This is a genomic window from Tabrizicola caldifontis (genome assembly GCF_004762095.1).
Taxonomy (GTDB): domain Bacteria; phylum Pseudomonadota; class Alphaproteobacteria; order Rhodobacterales; family Rhodobacteraceae; genus Tabrizicola; species Tabrizicola caldifontis.
This window is the reverse complement of record NZ_SIJH01000005.1, coordinates 94,749-113,301: the sequence shown is the minus strand read 5'-3', so window position 1 is coordinate 113,301 and position 18,553 is coordinate 94,749. Positions and strand designations below refer to the sequence as shown.

Annotated in this window: 18 protein-coding genes; 16 read left to right on the top strand and 2 right to left on the bottom strand. The window is 63.8% G+C overall.

The genetic code is table 11. The features are described 5' to 3' along the window. The first annotated feature begins 63 nt into the window (after positions 1–63). From EYB42_RS05650 to EYB42_RS05605, 10 genes are all read left to right on the top strand, one after another. A complete protein-coding gene (locus EYB42_RS05650; protein ID WP_135448891.1) occupies positions 64–1,458 on the top strand; it encodes a type II and III secretion system protein family protein in 1,395 nt (464 codons plus the stop codon). Between the two features lie 4 nt (positions 1,459–1,462). After that, the gene (locus EYB42_RS05645) at positions 1,463–2,107 is read left to right on the top strand and encodes an OmpA family protein (protein ID WP_135448890.1); all 645 of its coding nucleotides are present in this window, start codon (positions 1,463–1,465) and stop codon (positions 2,105–2,107) included. A 258-nt stretch (positions 2,108–2,365) separates the two neighbouring features. Then, positions 2,366–3,625 carry an AAA family ATPase gene (locus EYB42_RS05640; protein ID WP_135448889.1) on the top strand — a complete coding sequence of 420 codons (1,260 nt, stop codon included), beginning with the start codon at positions 2,366–2,368 and terminating at the stop codon, positions 3,623–3,625. A gap of 17 nt (positions 3,626–3,642) precedes the next feature. Beyond that, positions 3,643–5,082 (top strand): CpaF family protein, encoded by a 1,440-nt coding sequence (locus EYB42_RS05635; RefSeq protein ID WP_135448888.1) that lies wholly within the window; start codon positions 3,643–3,645, stop codon positions 5,080–5,082. An 8-nt stretch (positions 5,083–5,090) separates the two neighbouring features. Continuing rightward, positions 5,091–6,059: a type II secretion system F family protein gene (locus EYB42_RS05630; RefSeq protein ID WP_135448887.1), complete on the top strand. Its 969-nt coding sequence runs from the start codon at positions 5,091–5,093 to the stop codon at positions 6,057–6,059. A gap of 7 nt (positions 6,060–6,066) precedes the next feature. After that, entirely contained in the window at positions 6,067–7,053 is a 987-nt protein-coding gene (locus tag EYB42_RS05625; protein WP_135448886.1) for a type II secretion system F family protein, read from the top strand. A 44-nt stretch (positions 7,054–7,097) separates the two neighbouring features. Further along, positions 7,098–7,655, top strand: coding sequence for a tetratricopeptide repeat protein (locus EYB42_RS05620; RefSeq protein ID WP_135448885.1), 558 nt, complete (start codon positions 7,098–7,100; stop codon positions 7,653–7,655). 54 nt (positions 7,656–7,709) lie between these two features. Then, on the top strand, positions 7,710–8,567 hold the full coding sequence (locus EYB42_RS05615) for a tetratricopeptide repeat protein (protein WP_135448884.1): 858 nt from the start codon (positions 7,710–7,712) through the stop codon (positions 8,565–8,567). Next, positions 8,567–9,064, top strand: coding sequence for an A24 family peptidase (locus EYB42_RS05610; RefSeq protein WP_240783990.1), 498 nt, complete (start codon positions 8,567–8,569; stop codon positions 9,062–9,064). The genes EYB42_RS05615 and EYB42_RS05610 overlap by 1 nt, the downstream gene beginning before the upstream one ends. 63 nt (positions 9,065–9,127) lie before the next feature. Continuing rightward, positions 9,128–10,444, top strand: a complete 1,317-nt coding sequence (locus EYB42_RS05605) for a P-loop NTPase family protein (protein WP_135448883.1) — start codon at positions 9,128–9,130, stop codon at positions 10,442–10,444. Positions 10,445–10,499: 55 nt separating this feature from the next. Here EYB42_RS05605 and EYB42_RS05600 read toward each other — a convergent pair whose 3' ends face one another. Further along, a complete protein-coding gene (locus EYB42_RS05600) occupies positions 10,500–11,051 on the bottom strand; it encodes a 5-formyltetrahydrofolate cyclo-ligase (RefSeq protein WP_135448882.1) in 552 nt (183 codons plus the stop codon). Further along, positions 11,048–12,418, bottom strand: coding sequence for a magnesium transporter (mgtE, locus tag EYB42_RS05595; RefSeq protein WP_135448881.1), 1,371 nt, complete (start codon positions 12,416–12,418; stop codon positions 11,048–11,050). Before mgtE ends, EYB42_RS05600 begins: the two co-directional genes overlap by 4 nt. Positions 12,419–12,540: 122 nt before the next feature. On the opposite strand from mgtE, the gene guaD reads away from it, so the two are divergent. The 6 genes from guaD (at position 12,541) to EYB42_RS05565 (ending at position 18,495) form a co-directional block, all read left to right on the top strand. Next, positions 12,541–13,824 carry a guanine deaminase gene (gene guaD, locus EYB42_RS05590; RefSeq protein WP_135448880.1) on the top strand — a complete coding sequence of 428 codons (1,284 nt, stop codon included), beginning with the start codon at positions 12,541–12,543 and terminating at the stop codon, positions 13,822–13,824. 89 nt (positions 13,825–13,913) lie between these two features. Beyond that, positions 13,914–14,726 (top strand): TIGR00282 family metallophosphoesterase, encoded by an 813-nt coding sequence (locus EYB42_RS05585; RefSeq protein ID WP_135448879.1) that lies wholly within the window; start codon positions 13,914–13,916, stop codon positions 14,724–14,726. A gap of 175 nt (positions 14,727–14,901) precedes the next feature. Then, a complete protein-coding gene (locus EYB42_RS05580) occupies positions 14,902–16,680 on the top strand; it encodes an SLC13 family permease (protein WP_135448878.1) in 1,779 nt (592 codons plus the stop codon). Positions 16,681–16,690: 10 nt separating this feature from the next. Beyond that, the gene (locus tag EYB42_RS05575) at positions 16,691–17,047 is read left to right on the top strand and encodes a hypothetical protein (protein WP_135448877.1); all 357 of its coding nucleotides are present in this window, start codon (positions 16,691–16,693) and stop codon (positions 17,045–17,047) included. A gap of 155 nt (positions 17,048–17,202) precedes the next feature. After that, on the top strand, positions 17,203–17,943 hold the full coding sequence (locus tag EYB42_RS05570; protein ID WP_135448876.1) for a YebC/PmpR family DNA-binding transcriptional regulator: 741 nt from the start codon (positions 17,203–17,205) through the stop codon (positions 17,941–17,943). A 93-nt stretch (positions 17,944–18,036) separates the two neighbouring features. After that, on the top strand, positions 18,037–18,495 hold the full coding sequence (locus EYB42_RS05565) for a c-type cytochrome (RefSeq protein WP_240783989.1): 459 nt from the start codon (positions 18,037–18,039) through the stop codon (positions 18,493–18,495). The last annotated feature ends 58 nt before the right edge of the window (positions 18,496–18,553 follow it).

Sequence of the window (18,553 nt, the reverse complement as noted above, 5' to 3'; positions counted from 1 at the left end):
TCATTGTGGCTGGCGTAGGGGCATTGAAGACCCGGACGAGGCGTGGTCGAAAGGGCAGATCACATGAATATCAAACGATTTCTTGTTGCAGGCTACCTCGGTGCGGCTCTCGCATCGACGTCGCTGACGCCGGTTTCCGCCGAAGTCCTGCGCGTGATGCAGGGCCAGGCCTCCGGTGCGCTCAACGTCCCGATGAACCGGGCCGTTGTGGTCGAAAGCGACGTTCCGTTCGCGGAACTGTCGATCGCCAACCCGGGCATCGCCGACATCTCGACGCTGTCCGACCGATCCATCTATGTTCTGGGCAAGGCCCCGGGTCGCACGACACTTACGCTGCTGTCGCCGGAAGGGCAGCTGATCTCGAACGTCGATGTGCAGGTGACGCCGGATGTCGCCGAATTCAAGGAGCGTCTCCAGCAGATTGTGCCGGGCGAACAGATCGAGGTGCGCACCGCCAACGACGGCATCGTGCTGTCGGGCATGGTCTCTTCGACAGCGAAGATGGATCGCGCACTCGACCTGGCGAATCGCTATGCACCCGACCGGGTGTCGAACCTGATGGTTGTGGGCGGGACGCAGCAGGTGATGCTGAAGGTGCGCTTCGCCGAAGTGAACCGCAGCGTGTCGAAGAACCTGTCTTCCTCGCTTGCGGTGCGGGACAGCGGTTCGCTGCGCGGTGAAACCGGCTCCTACCTGATCAACGGCAACAATCTGGGCGGGACGCTGACGACCCGCGGCGGGGTCAGCGGTGCGGTCGCCTTTGGCGGGTCGATCGGCGGGCTGGAACTGGAAGTGTTCCTTGAAGCGCTTGAATCCAAGGGCATGGTCCGTACCCTGGCCGAACCGAACCTGACCGCCCTTTCGGGCCAGGAGGCGAAGTTCCTTGCCGGGGGCGAGTTCCCCGTTCCGGGCGAATCCGAAGGGGGCGGGATCACCATCGAATACAAACCCTTCGGTGTGGAACTGAACTTCATCCCGGTGGTCGTCGATGGCAACATCATCAACCTGACGATCAACGCCGCGGTGTCCTCGGTCGATCCGACCGCGGGGATCGTGGACGACCAGAACCGGATCATCCCTGCGTTCAAGCGCCGCGAAACCTCGACCACGGTGGACATGCGCGACGGCGACAGCTTTGCCATCGCGGGCCTGTTGCAGGATGACTTCCGCAACACCGCCTCACAGTTGCCATGGATCGGTGACCTGCCGATCCTGGGCGCGCTGTTCCGCAGTTCCGATTACCGGCGCGACCAGACCGAGCTGGTGGTCATCGTGACGCCGCACCTCGTGACCCCGGTCTCGGGTGCCGCGCTGGCCCTGCCGACCGACCGGGTGCGCATCCCGACGGAACGCGACCTGTTCCTGTTCGGCAACGTCGCGGGTTCGCCCAAGGGCGGCGCGGCGGGGGAAGTCGCCCGTCAGGATTTCAGCACCTCCTACGGCTATGTGATGGAGTAAGACGATGACCGCCACGCTTCTCAAGCTGATTGCGGCCTCGGCCCTCGTCTCGCTGACGGCCTGCGGCACCTACTCCACGAGCTGGGACCGTGAATTGGGCTCCGAGGTGGACAAGGGCCAGTTCGGCAATGCCACGATGAACAACACGCTGATCCAGACCGGTCAAATGAGCTATACCGTGGCCTTGGCCGAACGCTTCTCGGCCGAGGTTCCGGACACCATCAACTTCGAGTTCAACAGCGCCGAGCTTACACCCGAAGCGAAGGAGATCCTGCGCAGGCAGGCCAACTTCATCAAGCAGTTCCCGGAAGTGCGCTTCCGTGTCTACGGCCACACCGACCTTGTGGGCTCTGCGGCATACAACCAGCGTCTCGGCCTGCGCCGGGCACAGGCGGCCGTGGCCTACCTCACTGCCCAGGGCATTTCGCGGTCGCGGCTCGAGGCTGTGGTCAGCTATGGCAAGACCCGGCCGATCGTGCAGACCAATGCACCCGAGGTCCGCAACCGGCGCACCGTGACCGAGGTCTCGGGCTTCGTGAGCAACCACCCGCTGGTGCTGAACGGCAAATACGCCGAGATCATCTGGCGCGACTACGTCCAGAGCGGCGCCGCCAAGAATGCTGGCACGGAAACCACGCTGACCGAATAGCGGGGTCGTTTCCAGGATCAGCTGAATGATTCGGAAGGCCGGGCAAACGCCCGGCCCTTTCGTTTCCAGAACGTGGCGAAATCCCAGAAACAGGCAGTTTTGGCCCAAATATCGCCACCATTCCTGACCAACGTCCGGCTGATGGGGACGGTCGGGAATCCCACGTACCAGGATGAATGATGCCAAGGGCAGTTGCACGATGAAGCCAAGGCAAACCAGTGACTTAGTGCCCCCCGCGCTGAAAGGACAGAACGCAAGATGACGAGCAAACCGACTGTTCAAATCGATCCTGCACCGATCCTTGCCTGCACGATTTCCCGCGACGTCCAACGATTCGATCTGCTGATCGACGACATGGAGCAGGAACTTGGCGAAGCCTGGGGTGACCTGAACTTCGAAGATGCGCTGGTCTTCCTGAAACAGCCCGACAGCACCGGCATGCAGTTCGTCGCCATCGCCGTGGACAGCGAGGACGAAAGCGAACTGTCGAAGATGAACGACGTGATCAAGGCCGCCAAGGCCAAGAAGATCAAGGTTCTGCTCATTGCCAACCAGGTCAGCCCCTCTGTTCTGCACCAGATGCTCAAACTCGGGGCTGATGATTTCGTGCCCTACCCCTTGCCGGAAGGTGCGCTGCACGACGCGATCGAACGGCTGCGCAAGCCGGCTCTGGTCATCCCAGAAGGCTTCGATCCGGTCACGGGGGCCTTCACCGGCACGGCGCGGCCCAAGGGCGACCGCGACGGGGTGATCCTGCCGGTGCATGGCATGGCAGGCGGGGTGGGCGCCTCGACCTTCGCGGCGAACCTTGCGTGGGAGCTGTGCAATGTCCCGGACAGCGAAGGAACCCGCGTCTGCGTCATCGACCTTGATCTGCAATACGGTTCGATTGCGACCTACCTTGACCTGCCGCGCAAGGAGGCCGTGCTTGAGGTACTCAGCGACATGGGCGCGGTGGACAGCGACAGCCTGCTGAAGTCGATGCTGACCTTCAACGACAAGCTGCATGTCTTTACGGCCCCTTCCGACATGCTGCCATTGGAGATGGTGACTGCCGAAGACATCGGACGTCTGCTGGACATGGCGCAGGCGAACTTCGATTTCGTGATCGTGGACATGCCATCAACCGTGGTCGGCTGGACCGAGGCGGTGCTGCAGCGCGCGCATCTCTACTTCGCGCTGCTGGAACTGGATCTGCGATCGGCACAGAACATCCTTCGCTTCATCCGCGCCCTGAAGGCCGAGGCACTGCCGCACGAAAAGGTGCGCTATGTGCTGAACCGCGCGCCGAAATTCACCGACCTTTCCGCCAAGGCCCGTGTGAAACGCATGGCCGAAAGCCTGGACATCTCGATCGAGGTGCAGCTGCCCGATGGGGGGGAACAGGTGACACAGGCCAACGATCATGGTCTGCCGATCGCCGAAAGCGCCGCGAAGAACCCGCTGCGCAAGGAACTGCAAAAGCTGGCCAAGTCCCTGCACGACCTGAACAAATCCGTCGAAGCCGCCAAGGCCTGATCCAGGGGGAATGATCCGTGTTTAGCCGCTTTTCCAAGTCCACGCCTCCCGCCCGCCCCGGTACGCCGTCTGCGGTGCCGGCCACGGCCTCGGTCGAGAAGCCCGGCCTTGCAACCCGCGCCGCACCGGCCGCTCCGCTGTCGCAGAAGGCCGCAGCCGAGGCCCTTGCCGCCGACCGCGAGAAGAAGCGCAAGGAACGCCTGACGGAACTGAAGGTTGCGATCCACAAGCGCCTTCTGGAAGACCTGAACCTTTCAGCACTGGAAACGGCAAGTGAACAGCAGCTGAAAAGCGAGATTGCCGCCCTTGCCTCGGAAGCGCTGGACGAGATGTCCGTCGCCCTGAACAAGGAAGACAGGCTTGCCCTGAACCAGGAACTCTACGACGAGGTGATGGGCCTTGGCCCGCTGGAGCCGCTGCTGAAGGACGAGACGATCAGCGACATCCTGGTGAACGGGCCCAAGCGCATCTTCGTGGAACGCGCGGGTCGGCTGGAATTGTCGGATGTCACCTTCCGCGACGAACGCCACCTGTTGCGGATCATCGACAAGATCGTGTCCGCCGTGGGCCGCCGCGTCGATGAATCGAATCCCTACTGCGACGCCCGGCTGGCCGATGGCAGCCGCTTCAACTGCATGATCCCGCCGATTGCCGTGGATGGCTCGCTCGTCTCGATCCGGAAATTCAAGAAGGACAAGCTGAAGATCGAGGACCTGGTCCGCTTCGGCGCCTTCACCGAGGAAATGGCCGCCTACCTTCAGGCCGCCGTATCCTGCCGTTTGAACATCATCGTGTCGGGCGGGACGGGTTCGGGCAAGACGACGACGCTGAACGCGCTGTCCTCGTTCATCGACAACCACGAACGCGTGCTGACGATCGAGGACACCGCCGAACTCCAGTTGCAGCAGATCCATGTCGGCCGGATGGAAAGCCGCCCGCCGAACGTCGAAGGCAAGGGCGCCGTCACGCAGCGCGACTGCCTTAGGAACGCGCTGCGGATGCGCCCCGACCGCATCATCGTCGGGGAAACCCGGGGCGAAGAGGTCATCGACATGCTGCAGGCCATGAACACCGGCCACGACGGGTCGATGACCACGATTCACGCCAACAATCCGCGGGATGCGATCAGCCGCCTTGAAAACATGGTGGCCCTGGCCGGGATCGAGATGCCCTTGAAGGCGATGCGCAGTCAGATCGCATCCGCCGTCAACCTGATCGTTCAGGCCAGCCGGCTGCAGGACGGAACACGCCGGATGACCTCGGTCACGGAAATTACCGGTATGGAGGGCGAAGTGATCTCGATGCAGGAAATCTTCCGGTTCGAGCGCCTGGGGGTAGAGCCTTCGGGCAAGATCATCGGCCGGTTCAACGCGACCGGCCTGCGGTCAGCCTATTCGGACCGTTTCCGCCAGTGGGGCTTTGACCTGCCCGCTTCGATCTACGAACCGATCGCCTGAGGCCCGACATGCAGATCAGCGCAGCACCTCTCATCTACATCCTGATCTTCGTCGCCGTCGTGGTAATCGTCGAGGGCATCTATCTGACGGTTTTCGGCAAGTCGATCAGCCTGAACAGCCGGCTCAGCCGCCGGCTGTCATTGCTGGAAAAGAATGCGAACCGCGAACAGGTGCTGGAACAGCTTCGCAAGGAGATGAACCAGCACCTCAATTCCAAGAACATCCCGCTGTATTCCGTATTTGCCAAGAAGGCCCAGCGCGCGAACATCGCCTTTTCGCCCAAGGCCCTGATCGGAATCATGGGCCTTGTGTCGGTGCTGGCCTTCTTCATGCTGACGGTGATGACCGGTGCAGAATTCTCCGTCCGGGTGATCCTGGGGGCCACCATGGGCATCGGCGGCGTCTATTACTGGGTGAACAGCAAGGCCAAGAAGCGCATGGCGCTTCTGGAGGAACAGCTTCCCGATTCGATCGACCTCATGGTGCGGTCGTTGCGCGTGGGCCATCCTTTCTCCACAGCCATCGGAATTGTTGCCAAAGAAATCCCCGATCCCCTGGGTTCTGAATTCGGTGTGATCGCGGACGAGGCTGCCTATGGCCGCGACGTGACGGAGTCTCTTAAAGCCTTTGCCGAGCGGATGGACAGTCAGGACCTGCGGTTCCTCGCGGTTGCCGTGTCGATCCAGCAGCAGTCGGGTGGTAACCTGGCCGAAATCCTGGACGGCCTGTCCAAGGTCATCCGCGCGCGGTTCAAGCTGTTCCGCCGGGTCAAGGCCATCACGGCCGAGGCGAAATGGTCGGGCATGTTCCTGTCGGGCTTTCCGATCGTCGCGCTGATCATGATCAACGTGATCAAGCCCGACTATTACGACGGCGTGAAGGAAACGCCTGCCTTCGTTCCTGCGGCGCTGTTCGTGATCGTCTTCCTGATCATCAACATCATCTACATGAAGATGATGACCAACATCAAAGTGTGAGGCGGCCATGAACCCGTTTTCCGATATCAACGCGATGCTGGTCGAAATCCTTGGCCCCCTTGGCCCGCTGCTGGCCATTGGCGGGCTGGGCTTGCTGCTGGTGCTGATCGCGCTGCCCTCGGTGATGAAAAAGCAGAGGGACCGGTTCCGCGAGCTGAAGCAGGAACAGCCTGGTACAGGCGCGCCAGACAAGAAGCGCGCCCTGCGGCGCACCGAGCGGATCGACAAGCTGGACAAGTTCGCCAAGTTCCTGGAACCGCAGTCGAAGGAAGAGCTGTCGGCTGCCAGGCTGCGGATGCTGCGCGCGGGCTACACGTCGAAAAATGCGGTGCGCATGTTCCACGCGATGCAGTTCGTGCTGGGGATCACGTTCCTGGTCATCGGGATCATCGTGGCACTGATCAAATCCGCGAACGGCGAGATGTCGGGCACCCAGATGCTGATGTATACGCTGCTGCCCTGCGCCATCGGCTACTATCTGCCGCGCTACTGGGTCGATCGACGGCTGCAGCAGCGCCAGACCGAGATCATCGAGGGCTTTCCCGACGCGCTTGATCTGATGCTGGTCTGCGTCGAGGCCGGCCAGTCGCTGGACCAGTCGATCATCCGCGTGGGCAAGGAATCGCGCGCCGGATATCCGGCACTGGCGGACGAATTCGACATGGTCGCGCAGGAGGTGAAGGCTGGCAAGGAACGGGTGGTCGTGCTGAAGGACATGGCCGAGCGCGTGGGTGTGCCGGACGTGGCCTCGTTCGTGACGACCCTTGTGCAGTCGGCAACCTTCGGAACCTCGGTGGCCGAAGCGCTGCGGGTCTATTCGGCCGACATGCGCGACAAGCGGATCATGCGCGCCGAAGAGAAGGCAAACATGTTGCCGACGAAGCTGACCCTTGGCAGTATGCTGTTCACGGTTCCGCCTCTGCTTGTCATCCTGATCGGGCCGTCCGTGCACGGTATCGTGACGATGATGGCGCAGATGCGGGGCGGAGGCTGACAAGAACAAGCGGGCAGCAATCCGCGCCACAGGCAAGGGGCAGCGTGCGTCTCAGGGTCATCCTTCCGGTTCTGCTGCCTTTTGCGCTGGCCGCCTGCGTTCAGTCGCAGGGCGTGACACGCAACGCCCCCTTCGGCATCGATGCCCGTGGCAAGAGTGTCGATGGCCTGCTTGTCGGCCACAGGCTGATGGAAGCCGGGGAATACGAACTGGCGCTGAAGGCCTACTATCGGGCAGTGGGCGAACACGGGATGAACGTCGACACGCTGTCCGCCATCGGTTCGGCCAACCTGGCCCTTGGCCGGCTTGGACAGGCCGAACAGATTCTTCGCCGGGCGCTGGAACAGGATCCCACCTTCGTTCCTGCGATGAACAACCTGGGGGTCGTCCTGATGGAGCGGGGCGAATACGGCGAGGCGCGGGTCTATTTCCAGCGCGCCTTCGCGCAGGACAGTGGCCAAACGGACTCGATCCGTGAAAATCTGAAGCTTGCTATCGCCCGAAGCGAAGCAAGCGTGTATGATGGCGCGGAGGAACAGAAAGGCGGGTTCCGCCTCGTCCGGCAGGAGAAGGGCAGATACGTGCTTCTCACGCAGCTCTAGGACGGAGCCCCGAGCAGTAAGACGAAAGAACAGTCTTCAAGAAGGACGCGAAACATGCGCCACCCCGGACTTGTCGTGCTGTTTCTTGGCAGCGCCGTTGTCCTGTCTGCCTGCCAGAAGAATTCCGACGCCCAGGTGCAGCGGGCCCTCAAGGACGTCAACGTCATCGATGAAAGCAACCTGAACGATCTGATGCTGACGGTCGGCGATCCGAACGAGGCCGTCGCCTATTTCACGCGTGCGTCCCAGCAGAACCCCGACAGGGTAGATCTGCTGCGCGGCCTGGCAAAATCGCTGATCCGGGCCCAGAAGCCCACCGAGGCAGTCAGCGTCTGGCGCAAGGTCGTTGCCCACAAGGACGCGACGGCCGAAGACCGCGTGATGCTGGCTGATGCCCTGATCCGGTCGAACCAATGGGCCGAAGCGAAGGCCGAGCTGAACTCCATCCCCCCGACGCATGAAACCTTCGACCGCTATCGTCTGGAAGCCATGGTCGCGGACGCGGACAAGAACTGGAAGAAGGCCGACAGCTTCTATGAAATCGCCGCCGGGCTGACCACGAAGCCGGCTGGTGTGATGAACAACTGGGGCTTCTCGAAACTCACGCGGGGTGATTCCGCCGGCGCCGAAAAGCTGTTCATCCAGGCGCTGACCTATGACCCATCGCTGTTCATCGCCAAGAACAACCTGGTCCTTGCACGGGCCGCACAGCGCAAGTACGACCTGCCGGTGGTGCAGATGACGCAGACCGAGCGGGCGGAACTGCTGTATTCCATGGCGCTTGCCGCGATCAAGCAGGGCGACATCACCGTGGGCAAGGGGCTGCTGCAACAGGCCATCGACACCCATCCGCAATATTTCGAAGCCGCCGCGCGCAGCCTTGCCGCCCTTGATTCGAACGTGCGCACCTGATGATCACCCCGACTGGCGCACTTATCCTGCTGGTTCCCGTGCTGCCCATCGCGATCTGGGCCTCGGTCAGCGACATGAAGCGGATGAAGATTCCGAACAAGGCAGTGCTGGCCATGGCTGCGGTTTGGCCGCTTCTGGGCTGGCTGGCCGTGCCGACCTGGAGCGCGTGGTTCTGGGGCTTCGGGATCATGGCGATCACCCTGGTGGCGCTTTACCTGCTGTACACGACCGGAACCTTCGGGGCCGGTGACGCCAAATATGCCGCCGCAATGTCGGGCATATTCGTGGGCACGCCGATCGATTGGCTGTTCGTCCTGATCGCCTCGTGCATGATCGGCGCGCTGATCGTTCACCGGATCATGCGCGGTATCCCGGCGGTGCGGCGCATGACACCGGACTGGGAAAGCTGGGTTCAGCGCCGGTTCTTCCCCTTCGGTCTGGCCCTTTCCGGGATGGTCGTCGTCTACCTTGTTGCCGCCATCTGGCCCCAAGTCTGACACAAGTTACGTCTACGACTCAAATCGAAGCAGACTGCGTCGATTGTCCACGGAGCTTGTCGAATGAACGCTGAAGCCCCGGTGTCGGGCGTCCAACCGCCGCCCTCGCCCCGTTCGCTGGCCGATACGGGCCTTTCTGTCGTGATGATGCGGGACATCCTGCTGAAGTCGATGTTCCGCACGAACCAGGATCAGGTTTCCGCCCTGTCCAAGATCGTCTGCCTGTCGGTGCCGCTGGTGCAGGAACTGATGGACATTGCCCGTTCGCAGAAACTGGTCACCGCGACCGGCACGCTGCATGCTACGGCCGGCAGCGAAATGGGCTACGAGCTGACCGATGCCGGGAAGGCCCGCGCGCTGGATGCTCTGTCGCAGTCGGAATACTATGGCGCCATGCCGGTGCCGCTGGACCAGTACACGGCGCAGATCAGGCGCCAGTCGGTGCGCGACATCCGGCTGAACCGCGAACAGCTGATGGCCGGCATGGGCCACCTGATCCTGCCGCCCGATCTGATCGACAACCTCGGCCCGGCGGTGACCTCGGGCCGGTCGATCCTGCTGTATGGCCCGCCGGGCAACGGGAAATCCTCGATCAGCCACGGCATCCGTGCCGCGCTTGGCGACAAGGTCTATGTGCCGCGCGCCATCGAATATTCCGGCCAGATCATCAGCGTCTACGACCCGATCGTGCATTCCGCAGCCGAAATGGCGGTGGACGACCCGAACAGCCTGCGCCGCACCTCGAACCGTTTCGACAACCGCTATGTCTATTGCGAGCGTCCCAGCGTGATCACCGGCGGCGAACTGACGCTGGACATGCTGGACCTGAACTACAACCCCACGGCCCGCACCTACCAGGCCCCGCTGCAACTGAAGGCGACCGGGGGCATCTTCATCATCGACGACCTTGGCCGCCAGCAGGAACCGCCGCAGAAGATCGTCAACCGCTGGATCGTGCCGCTGGAGGAAAGCCGCGACATCCTGGCGCTGCAATCGGGCGAGAAGTTCACCGTGCCCTTCGACACACTGGTGATCTTTTCCACCAACTTCCACCCGAACCAGATCTTCGACGGCGCGGCCCTGCGCCGGATCTTCTTCAAGATCAAGATCGACGGGCCTAGCCAGGAGAACTTCCTCAAGATCTTCGCCATGGTGGCACGCAAGAAGAAGATGCCGCTGGACGAAAGGGCGCTGATGCATCTGATGAAGGTCAAGTTCCCGACCATCGACAACAACTATGCCAACTACATGCCGGTCTTCCTGATCGACCAGATGATCGCGGTCTGCGAGTTCGAGAACATCCCCTACCAGATGACACCGGAACTCATCGACCGCGCCTGGAGCAACATGTTCGTCCGTCAGGAAGAAATCGCGCACTGACGGACGGCGCGTCGTTCGACGTTGTCCTCCTCCCCGACAGCAAGGGGGGACAACGTCATCGACGGGAAAATTCGGTCACGCCCCGTTCCGTGACGATCGCATCCAGAGGCTGGTCGGTCGGCTCGGTCGGCACCTCATGTACCTCTTGCGCCGAATAGGCGAAGCCCACCGCCAGCACCGGGTGGCGGGCGCGCAGGCCTTCCAGCGTCCGGTCGTAGAAGCCGCCGCCATAGCCCAGCCGGTATCCCCGTGCGTCATAGGCCAGAAGCGGCACGATCAGCACCTGCGGCTCCAACCAGGCACCATCTTCCGGGATCAGGGCCTTGAAGGCGCCCTCGACCATCTTCGCGCCGGGCGACCATTCGCGGAACCGCAGCGGCTGGCCCTTGCCGATGATCACCGGCACACCCACAGGGCCCTGATGCGCGGCCATCGCCGGCAGGGGGTCGATCTCTGTCCGCATCGGCATGTAGCCTGAAAGCACCTTTCCGGCATGGGGCGACAGGTAGTCGGCCAGGATCTCGGCTGCCTGCCCCTGCCCCGCCGCGTGTGCCTCTGCCCGGCGGGCAAAGGCCGCCTGGCGCGCCAATGTCTTGATATCGTTCATAGCAGCATCACCGTTGCAAGCCCGAGGAAGGCAAAGAACCCCATCACGTCGGTAAGAGTGGTGACGAAGGTGCCGCTGGCCAGGGCAGGGTCAAGCCCCATCCGGTTCAAGGTCAGCGGCACCAGCACTCCGCCCAGTGCCGCGACCATCTGGTTCACGATCATCGCCATGGCCAGCACCAGCCCCAGATGCCAGTCGCCGAAGATCAAGGATCCGGCCGCGCCCAGTATGAGCGCAAGGCCCAGCCCGTTCAGAAGGCCCGCCAGCAGCTCCCGCCGCACGACGCGCGCCGCATTGGCCTGTGTCAGGTCGCGCGTGGCCAGCGCACGCACGGCAACCGCAAGCGACTGCGTCCCCGCGATCCCGCCGGTCGAGGCGACGATCGGCATCAGCGCGGCCAGCGCCACGATCGCGGCAATCGTTGCCTCGAACTGGCTGATGACCACCGCCGAAAGCGAGGCAGTGGCAAGGTTCACCACCAGCCAGGGCAGGCGTTGCTTCACCGTCTCGACCGGCCCGTCGCTGACCGAAGCCTCGTCGCCCACGCCAGCCAGGCGCAGCATGTCTTCCTCGTGCTCTTCGTCCAGCACGTTCATCGCGTCGTCGATGGTGATCACGCCCACCAGCCGCCCGGCCGCATCCACCACCGGGCAGGAAATCAGGTGATACTGGTTGAAGATATAGGCCACATCCGATTCAGGGTCGGTGGCCTCGACGGTGCGGAAACTGTCCTCGGTGATGTCCGCCAGCTTCGCCTCGCGGCCCGAGGACAGGATGCGCCCCAGCGTGGCGTATCCCACCGGCTTCATCCGCGGATCGACCAGGATCACGTGATAGAACTGGTCCGGCAGGTTCTCGGCCTTGCGCAGATAGTCGATGGTCTCGCCCACGGTCCAGTGTTCGGGCGCCACCACCACCTCGCGCTGCATCAGGCGGCCGGCGGAATATTCCGGGTAGGACATCGCCTGTTCGACCGCCACGCGGTCGGCATCCTCCAGCGCGTCGAGGATCACTTCCTGCTGCGGCTCGTCCAGGTCTTCCAGGATATCCACGACATCGTCGGTCTCCAGATCGCGGACCGCCTCGACCAGCACTTCGCGTGGCAGGGCCTCGACAACCTCTTCCCGGATCGCCTCGGAAATTTCCGAAAGGATCTCGCCGTCGATCTCGTGCGACCACAGCGCCAGAAGCGCCCGGCGGTCGGCCGGACCGATCTGTTCCAGAAGGTCGGCGATATCGGCGGCGTGCAGCGGCTCCAGCAGCGCATCGACCGCCTCGCGGTTGCCGGCCTCGACCGCCTCCAGAACCGCGTCGATCCGGTCCTGGCTCAGCATCTCTTCCTCGGTCTCGGCCAGATGTTCCGCCATGCGCCCCCCATCCGATTGCCGCGTGCCCGGAGAAAACAGTTTCACCGAAACAGGGGCAGCAGGCAAATTTACCCCGGACCGGAATGCCCTTAGTCTTGCGGCGTGACAAGGGGATAACATCCATGGATCTGCTGATCGGCCAGGTCATTCGCTTTGATGGCGACCCGTTCCGCGACGGACTGTCTGCGGCCCGGCCGATAAGCGGCGGCGCGGTCGCGATCGAGGGTGACCGCATCACCGCCGTAGGGCAGGCCGCCGATCTGCGCGCGCGTTTCCCGCAGGCTCGGGTCCATGATCATGGGACAAAGCTCATTTCCGCCGGCTTCATCGACGCCCATGTGCATTACCCGCAGACCGCAATCATCGCCTCCTGGGGCAAACGGCTGATCGACTGGCTGAACACCTACACCTTCCCCGAGGAGATGCGCTTTTCCGACCCTGCCTATGCCGCCGATGTCGCAGGGCGCTACCTTGACCTGGTGCTGGCGCGCGGCACGACCACGGTGTGCAGCTACTGCACCATCCATCCCGAAAGCGTCGATGCCTTCTTCACGGCCGCCCGGGCGCGCGGGATGCGGGCCTTTGCCGGCAAGACCTGCATGGACCGCAATGCCCCCGAAGGCCTGCGCGACACCGCGCAGTCGGCCTACGACGACTCGAAGCGGCTTCTGGGGAAATGGCATGGGCTGGACCGGCTGTCTTATGTCATCACGCCGCGCTTTTCGCCGACCTCTACGCCGGAACAGCTGGCCGCGCTGGGCGCGCTGTGGCGCGAACATCCCGAATGCCTGATGCAGACCCACCTCAGCGAACAGACAGACGAGATCGCCTGGGTGAAGACCCTTTTCCCGCAATCGCGCGATTATCTGGAGACCTACGAGGCGCACGGCCTTCTGCGCGAAGGCGCGGTCTACGGCCATGCGATCCACCTTACCGACCGCGAGCGCGCCCGGCTGATCGAGGCCGGCGCAAGCCTTGTTCACTGCCCGACCTCGAACACCTTCATCGGTTCGGGCCTGTTCGACATGGGGCTTGCGCAGTCGCTTCGCGTGGGGCTTGCAACCGATACCGGCGGTGGCTCCAGCTTCTCGATGCTGCGCACCATGGCCGCCGCCTACGAGGTCGCGCAACTGCGTGGCCAGTCGCTGCACCCCGCCCAGCTGTGGTGGCTGGCGACGCAAGGCTCGGCGCGCGCCCTGCATGCCGAAAACCGGATCGGCAACATCGCCCCGGGGATGGAGGCGGATCTCGTCGTGATCGATCTTGCCTCTACCCCCGCAATCGAACAGGCCACCCGCCGGGCAGGCGACCTGTGGCAGCAGCTTTTCCCGACGATCATGATGGGCGACGACCGCGCTGTGGCCGAAGTGTGGGTGGGCGGGCGGCGGCTTCTGCCCGCTGGTTGAGCGGCAGAACGGGTTCTGTGCCGAAGAATCTGCCGGCATTCTTGCCAATCCCCTTGCCCGAGCCCGAAGCGCCGCCTAAGCCCGTGACCATGAGATTGCTCTTTCTTGGGGATGTGATGGGCCGTTCGGGGCGGACGGCCATCATCGAGCGCCTTCCCGGCCTGCGCGAGGCCTGGGGTCTGGACTTCGTCGTGGTCAATGGCGAGAACGCCAGCCAAGGTGCCGGGATCACGGGCGAACATGCCAGGGCACTTCTGGCATCAGGTGCCGATTGCGTGACCCTGGGCGACCACGCCTTCGACCAGAAGGACATGCTGAGCTTCATCGAACAGGAACCTCGGATCATCCGTCCACTGAACTTCTCGAAGGTTGCGCCAGGCAAGGGTCACCGGGTGTTCGCGGCGACGCAGGGCCGCAAGGTTCTGGTGACGCAGGCGCTGGGCCAGGTGTTCATGAAACGGCCGTTCGACGATCCGTTCAGCGCGCTGGAGTCTGTCCTGAAGGCGCATACCCTGGGCAGTGTGGTGCAGGCGTCGGTTGTGGACATTCATGCCGAGGCAACGTCGGAAAAGATGGCGACAGGCCACTGGTGCGACGGCATGGCCAGCCTCGTGGTGGGCACGCATACACATGTGCCGACGGGGGATGCGATGATCCTGCCGAAGGGCACCGCCTACCAGACCGATGCAGGCATGTGCGGCGATTATGACAGCGTGATCGGGATGGAGAAGCTGGAGCCCCTGCGCCGGTTCATCACCGGAATGCCCAAGGCACGTTTCGAGCCGGCCGGGGGCGAGGCCACCCTGTCGGGGGTCTTCGTGGAAACCGACGACCGGACAGGTCTGGCGAAACGGGTGCGGATGGTGCGCGTGGGCGGGCGGTTGCAGGAGGCCGTGCCATGAACGGATCCGCGGCCGTGCCCCCCCCACCCCCTCCCTCCCCCACGCGGGGGGAGAGAGGCGCCCCATTCCGCAGGCGGCCCATGCTGTCAGGGCCGCGGGCAACGGGGATGGGCACTGTTCATCCTGCCGAACGGGCGGTGCAGCATCCCCCCGCCCGGCAGCGCGGAGGCGTCTGATGTTCGGCGTCGTCCTGCCGCCCGAGATCATGCCCTGGGTCGCGCTGGCGATCCTGGGCGGAATGCTCGTTCTTTTCGTGCTGGAGACCTATCCGGTCGAGGTCACCGCCATCGGCGGGGCAATGGTGATGCTGGTCCTGGGGATCCTGCCGCAGGATCAGGCGACACGCGCCCTGTCGAACGCCGCACCCTGGACGATCGCAGCGATGTTCATCCTGGCGGGCGCGCTGGTGCGCACCGGCACACTGGAAACGGCGACACAGTTTGCGCTGCGTCATGTGGAAAGGCGACCGGTGCGTGCGCTGGCGGCGATCGCACTGGGCGTGCTGGCAATGAGCGCCTTCCTGAACAACACACCAATCGTGGTCGTGATGATCCCGGTCTTCATGCGGTTGGCGCAGGCCATGCAACTGTCGCCCTCCAAACTGATGATTCCGCTGAGCTACCTGGCGATCCTGGGCGGGACGATCACGCTGATCGGCACCTCGACCAACATCGTCGTCGATGGCGTGGCACGGGCGCAGGGGCTGGACGGGTTCGGCATCTTCTCGATCACGCCTCTGGGGATCGCCGCTTCGATGGTGGGCGTTGCCTATCTGCTGCTGTTCACCCGGCGCCTGCTGCCCGACCGCGACAGCATGGCGGCGCTGCTGGGCGACCGGGCGCCGATGAAATTCTTCACCGAGGTCGCGGTGCCCGAAGACAGCCCGATCATCGGCCAGAGGATCAACGAGGTCGCCCTGTTCAAGGCTGACCGGATGCGGGTGGTCGATGTGCTGCGGGGCGACCTGTCGCTGCGCCGCGAACTGGCGGATGTGGTTTTGCAGGCGGGTGACCGCGTGGTGCTGCGCACACCAATGAGCGAGGTGCTGGCCCTGCAGGAATCAAGGGAACTGCGGCTGGTGGACAAGCTGTCATCGGTGCAGACCGCGACGGTCGAGGTGCTGATCACCCCAGGATGCCACATGGTCGGCCGATCTCTGGGATCCATGCGCCTGCGCCGCCGCTATGGCGTCTATCCGCTGGCGGTGCATCGCCGGAACCAGAACATCGGCCGGCAGCTTGACGACCTGGTGGTGCAGGTGGGCGACACGCTGCTGCTGGAAGGTGCGCCTGGCGACATCCAGAAGCTGGCGGCCGACATGGAACTGGTGGACATCTCCTCTCCGTCGGAAAGGCCCTTTCGCCGGGCCAAGGCACCGATCGTGATCGCAGTCATGGCTGCGGTGATCGGGCTGGCGGCACTGGACGTGGCGCCGATCCTCTGGCTGGCGTTCGTTGGGGTCGGGATCGTGCTGGTTACCCGCTGTATCGATGCCGACGAAGCCTTTGGCGCCGTGGAAGGCCGGCTTCTGGCTCTGATCTTCGGAATGCTGGGCGTTGGCGCGGGGCTAGAGGCGTCGGGTGCAGTGAAGATGATCGTGGACTGGGCCGCGCCGCACCTGCACGGCATCCCGCCGATCCTGGTCATTCTGGGGATCTACGCTCTGACCTCGTTCCTGACCGAGATCGTGACGAACAATGCGGTGGCGGTAATCCTGACGCCGATCGCCATCGGGCTGGCAGTGGAACTGGGGGTTGACCCGCGGCCCCTGGTGGTGGCGGTGATGTTCGGGGCCTCGGCCTCGTTCGCGACACCGATCGGCTATCAGACGAACACGCTGGTCTATGGACCGGGGGGCTATCGCTTCAGCGACTTCCTGCGCATCGGCGTGCCGCTGAACATCGTGATGATGCTGGCGATGTCACTGTTGATACCCGTATTCTTCCCGTTCTGAGGAGATTCCGATGAGACAGCTGATCCTCGCGCTGCCGGTCCTCATGGCGGCCTGCGTCGCGCCCGGAACACCGCAGCCGCAGGCGGCACGGCTGTCAGCCGAGGCGCTGACGCTGACCTTGTCGGATGGCACGGTCTGCCGGGCGCGCTGGGCCGAGGCCGGCGGCGTGGGCCGGATGGACGACTGCGGGCCGGGTTACGGCTACAGTGTCCGCGTGGTCGAGAACCCGAATGTGCTGCGCCAGCTCTGGACAGGCCTGACCGGGGCGCTGGGGGCCGAAGGCGCCGTGCCGCCGATGGCAGAGGTGGTCATCACCGATGCCATGGGGCGGGATCATGTCTTCGTCTCGCCGCCGCCGAGGGACTAGGGGGCGCTCGTCGTGCGTCTGCGCCTTCCGTTCGCAGGGATGCGACGACGCAAGACGCAGCCATCACGGGGCGTTTCGGGGTGCCTGGGGTTGCCCTGATCGGCCTGGCGGGTGTAGAGGGGCGCATCACTCGAAATGGGACCGGAGTAAGGGCCATGGCAGGCCATTCGAAATGGGCGAACATCCAGCACCGCAAGGGCAAGCAGGATGCGATCCGCTCGAAGATGTTCTCGAAGCTGGCGAAGGAAATCACCGTCGCTGCCAAGATGGGCGACCCCGACCCCGACAAGAACCCGCGCCTCCGTCTGGCGGTCAAGGCGGCGCGGGCGGCCTCGATGCCGAAGGATGTGATCGATCGGGCGATCAAGAAGTCGCAAGCCGGAGATGCGGCGGACTATACCGAGATCCGCTACGAAGGCTATGGCGCCGGCGGGATTGCCATCATCGTCGAGGCGATGACCGACAACCTGAACCGCACGGCCTCGAACGTCCGCAGCTATTTCACCAAGGCGGGCGGCAACCTGGGTCAGACCGGCAGCGTCAGCCATGGCTTCGACCGGCTGGGCGAGATTTCCTATCCGCTGTCGGCCGGGTCGGCCGATGACGTGATGATGGCCGCGATCGAGGCCGGGGCGGATGACGTGGTGACCGACGAGGATGGCCACTGGATCTACTGCCAGGTCGAGAACCTGTCGGCCGTTTCGGATGCGCTGGAAAAGACGCTAGGGGAATCCACCGAGTCGAAGCTGATCTGGCGGCCGCAAACCCGGACCGAGGTCGATCTGGAAACCGCGCAGAAGCTGATGAAGCTGATCGACCTGCTGGAAGAAGACGACGACGTGCAGACCGTCACGCACAACTTCGACGTGCCCGACGACGTGGCCGCGAAGCTCTGAATCCTTTCTCTTTCGCGGGCTCTTCTGCGGACAGGGGCCTCCGGCGACGGGGCCCCTTGTCTTTTTGACATGACCTGCATCAAGGACAGGAACATGGCCGGGAAGCAGCCTTTTGCCAGCTTGAACGCGGAGGATGCGATGATCCGGGGCATGGTGATGGCGCTTCTGATGGGGCAGGCCACAGCGGCCTGGGCCGAAGGCGAGGTGACGGTCGGCAACGCCGGCGATGGCAAGGTGCTGTTCCAGAAGCATTGTGCGGTCTGCCATGGAACGGCGGCTACCGGCAACGGGCCCATGGCGCCTGTCCTGCTGATCCAGCCAGCCGACCTGACCACGCTGGTCGCCCGCCATGGCGGCGTCTTTCCGCTGGAACGGGTTGCCGCCCGGATCGACGGGCGCGACCCTCTGGTGTCACATGGCAGCGACATGCCGATCTATGGCGACTTCTTCGAGGGCCAGGATGTGACGATGAAAACCCATACCGGACAGCCCCTGATGACCAGCCAGCCGATTGCCGATCTCGTGGCCTGGCTTCTGACCGTCCAGCGATAGGGCCGCCATCGGCCAGCGATCTTTTCGCGCACCCCTTGCATTCTGCGGCCGGAAGGCG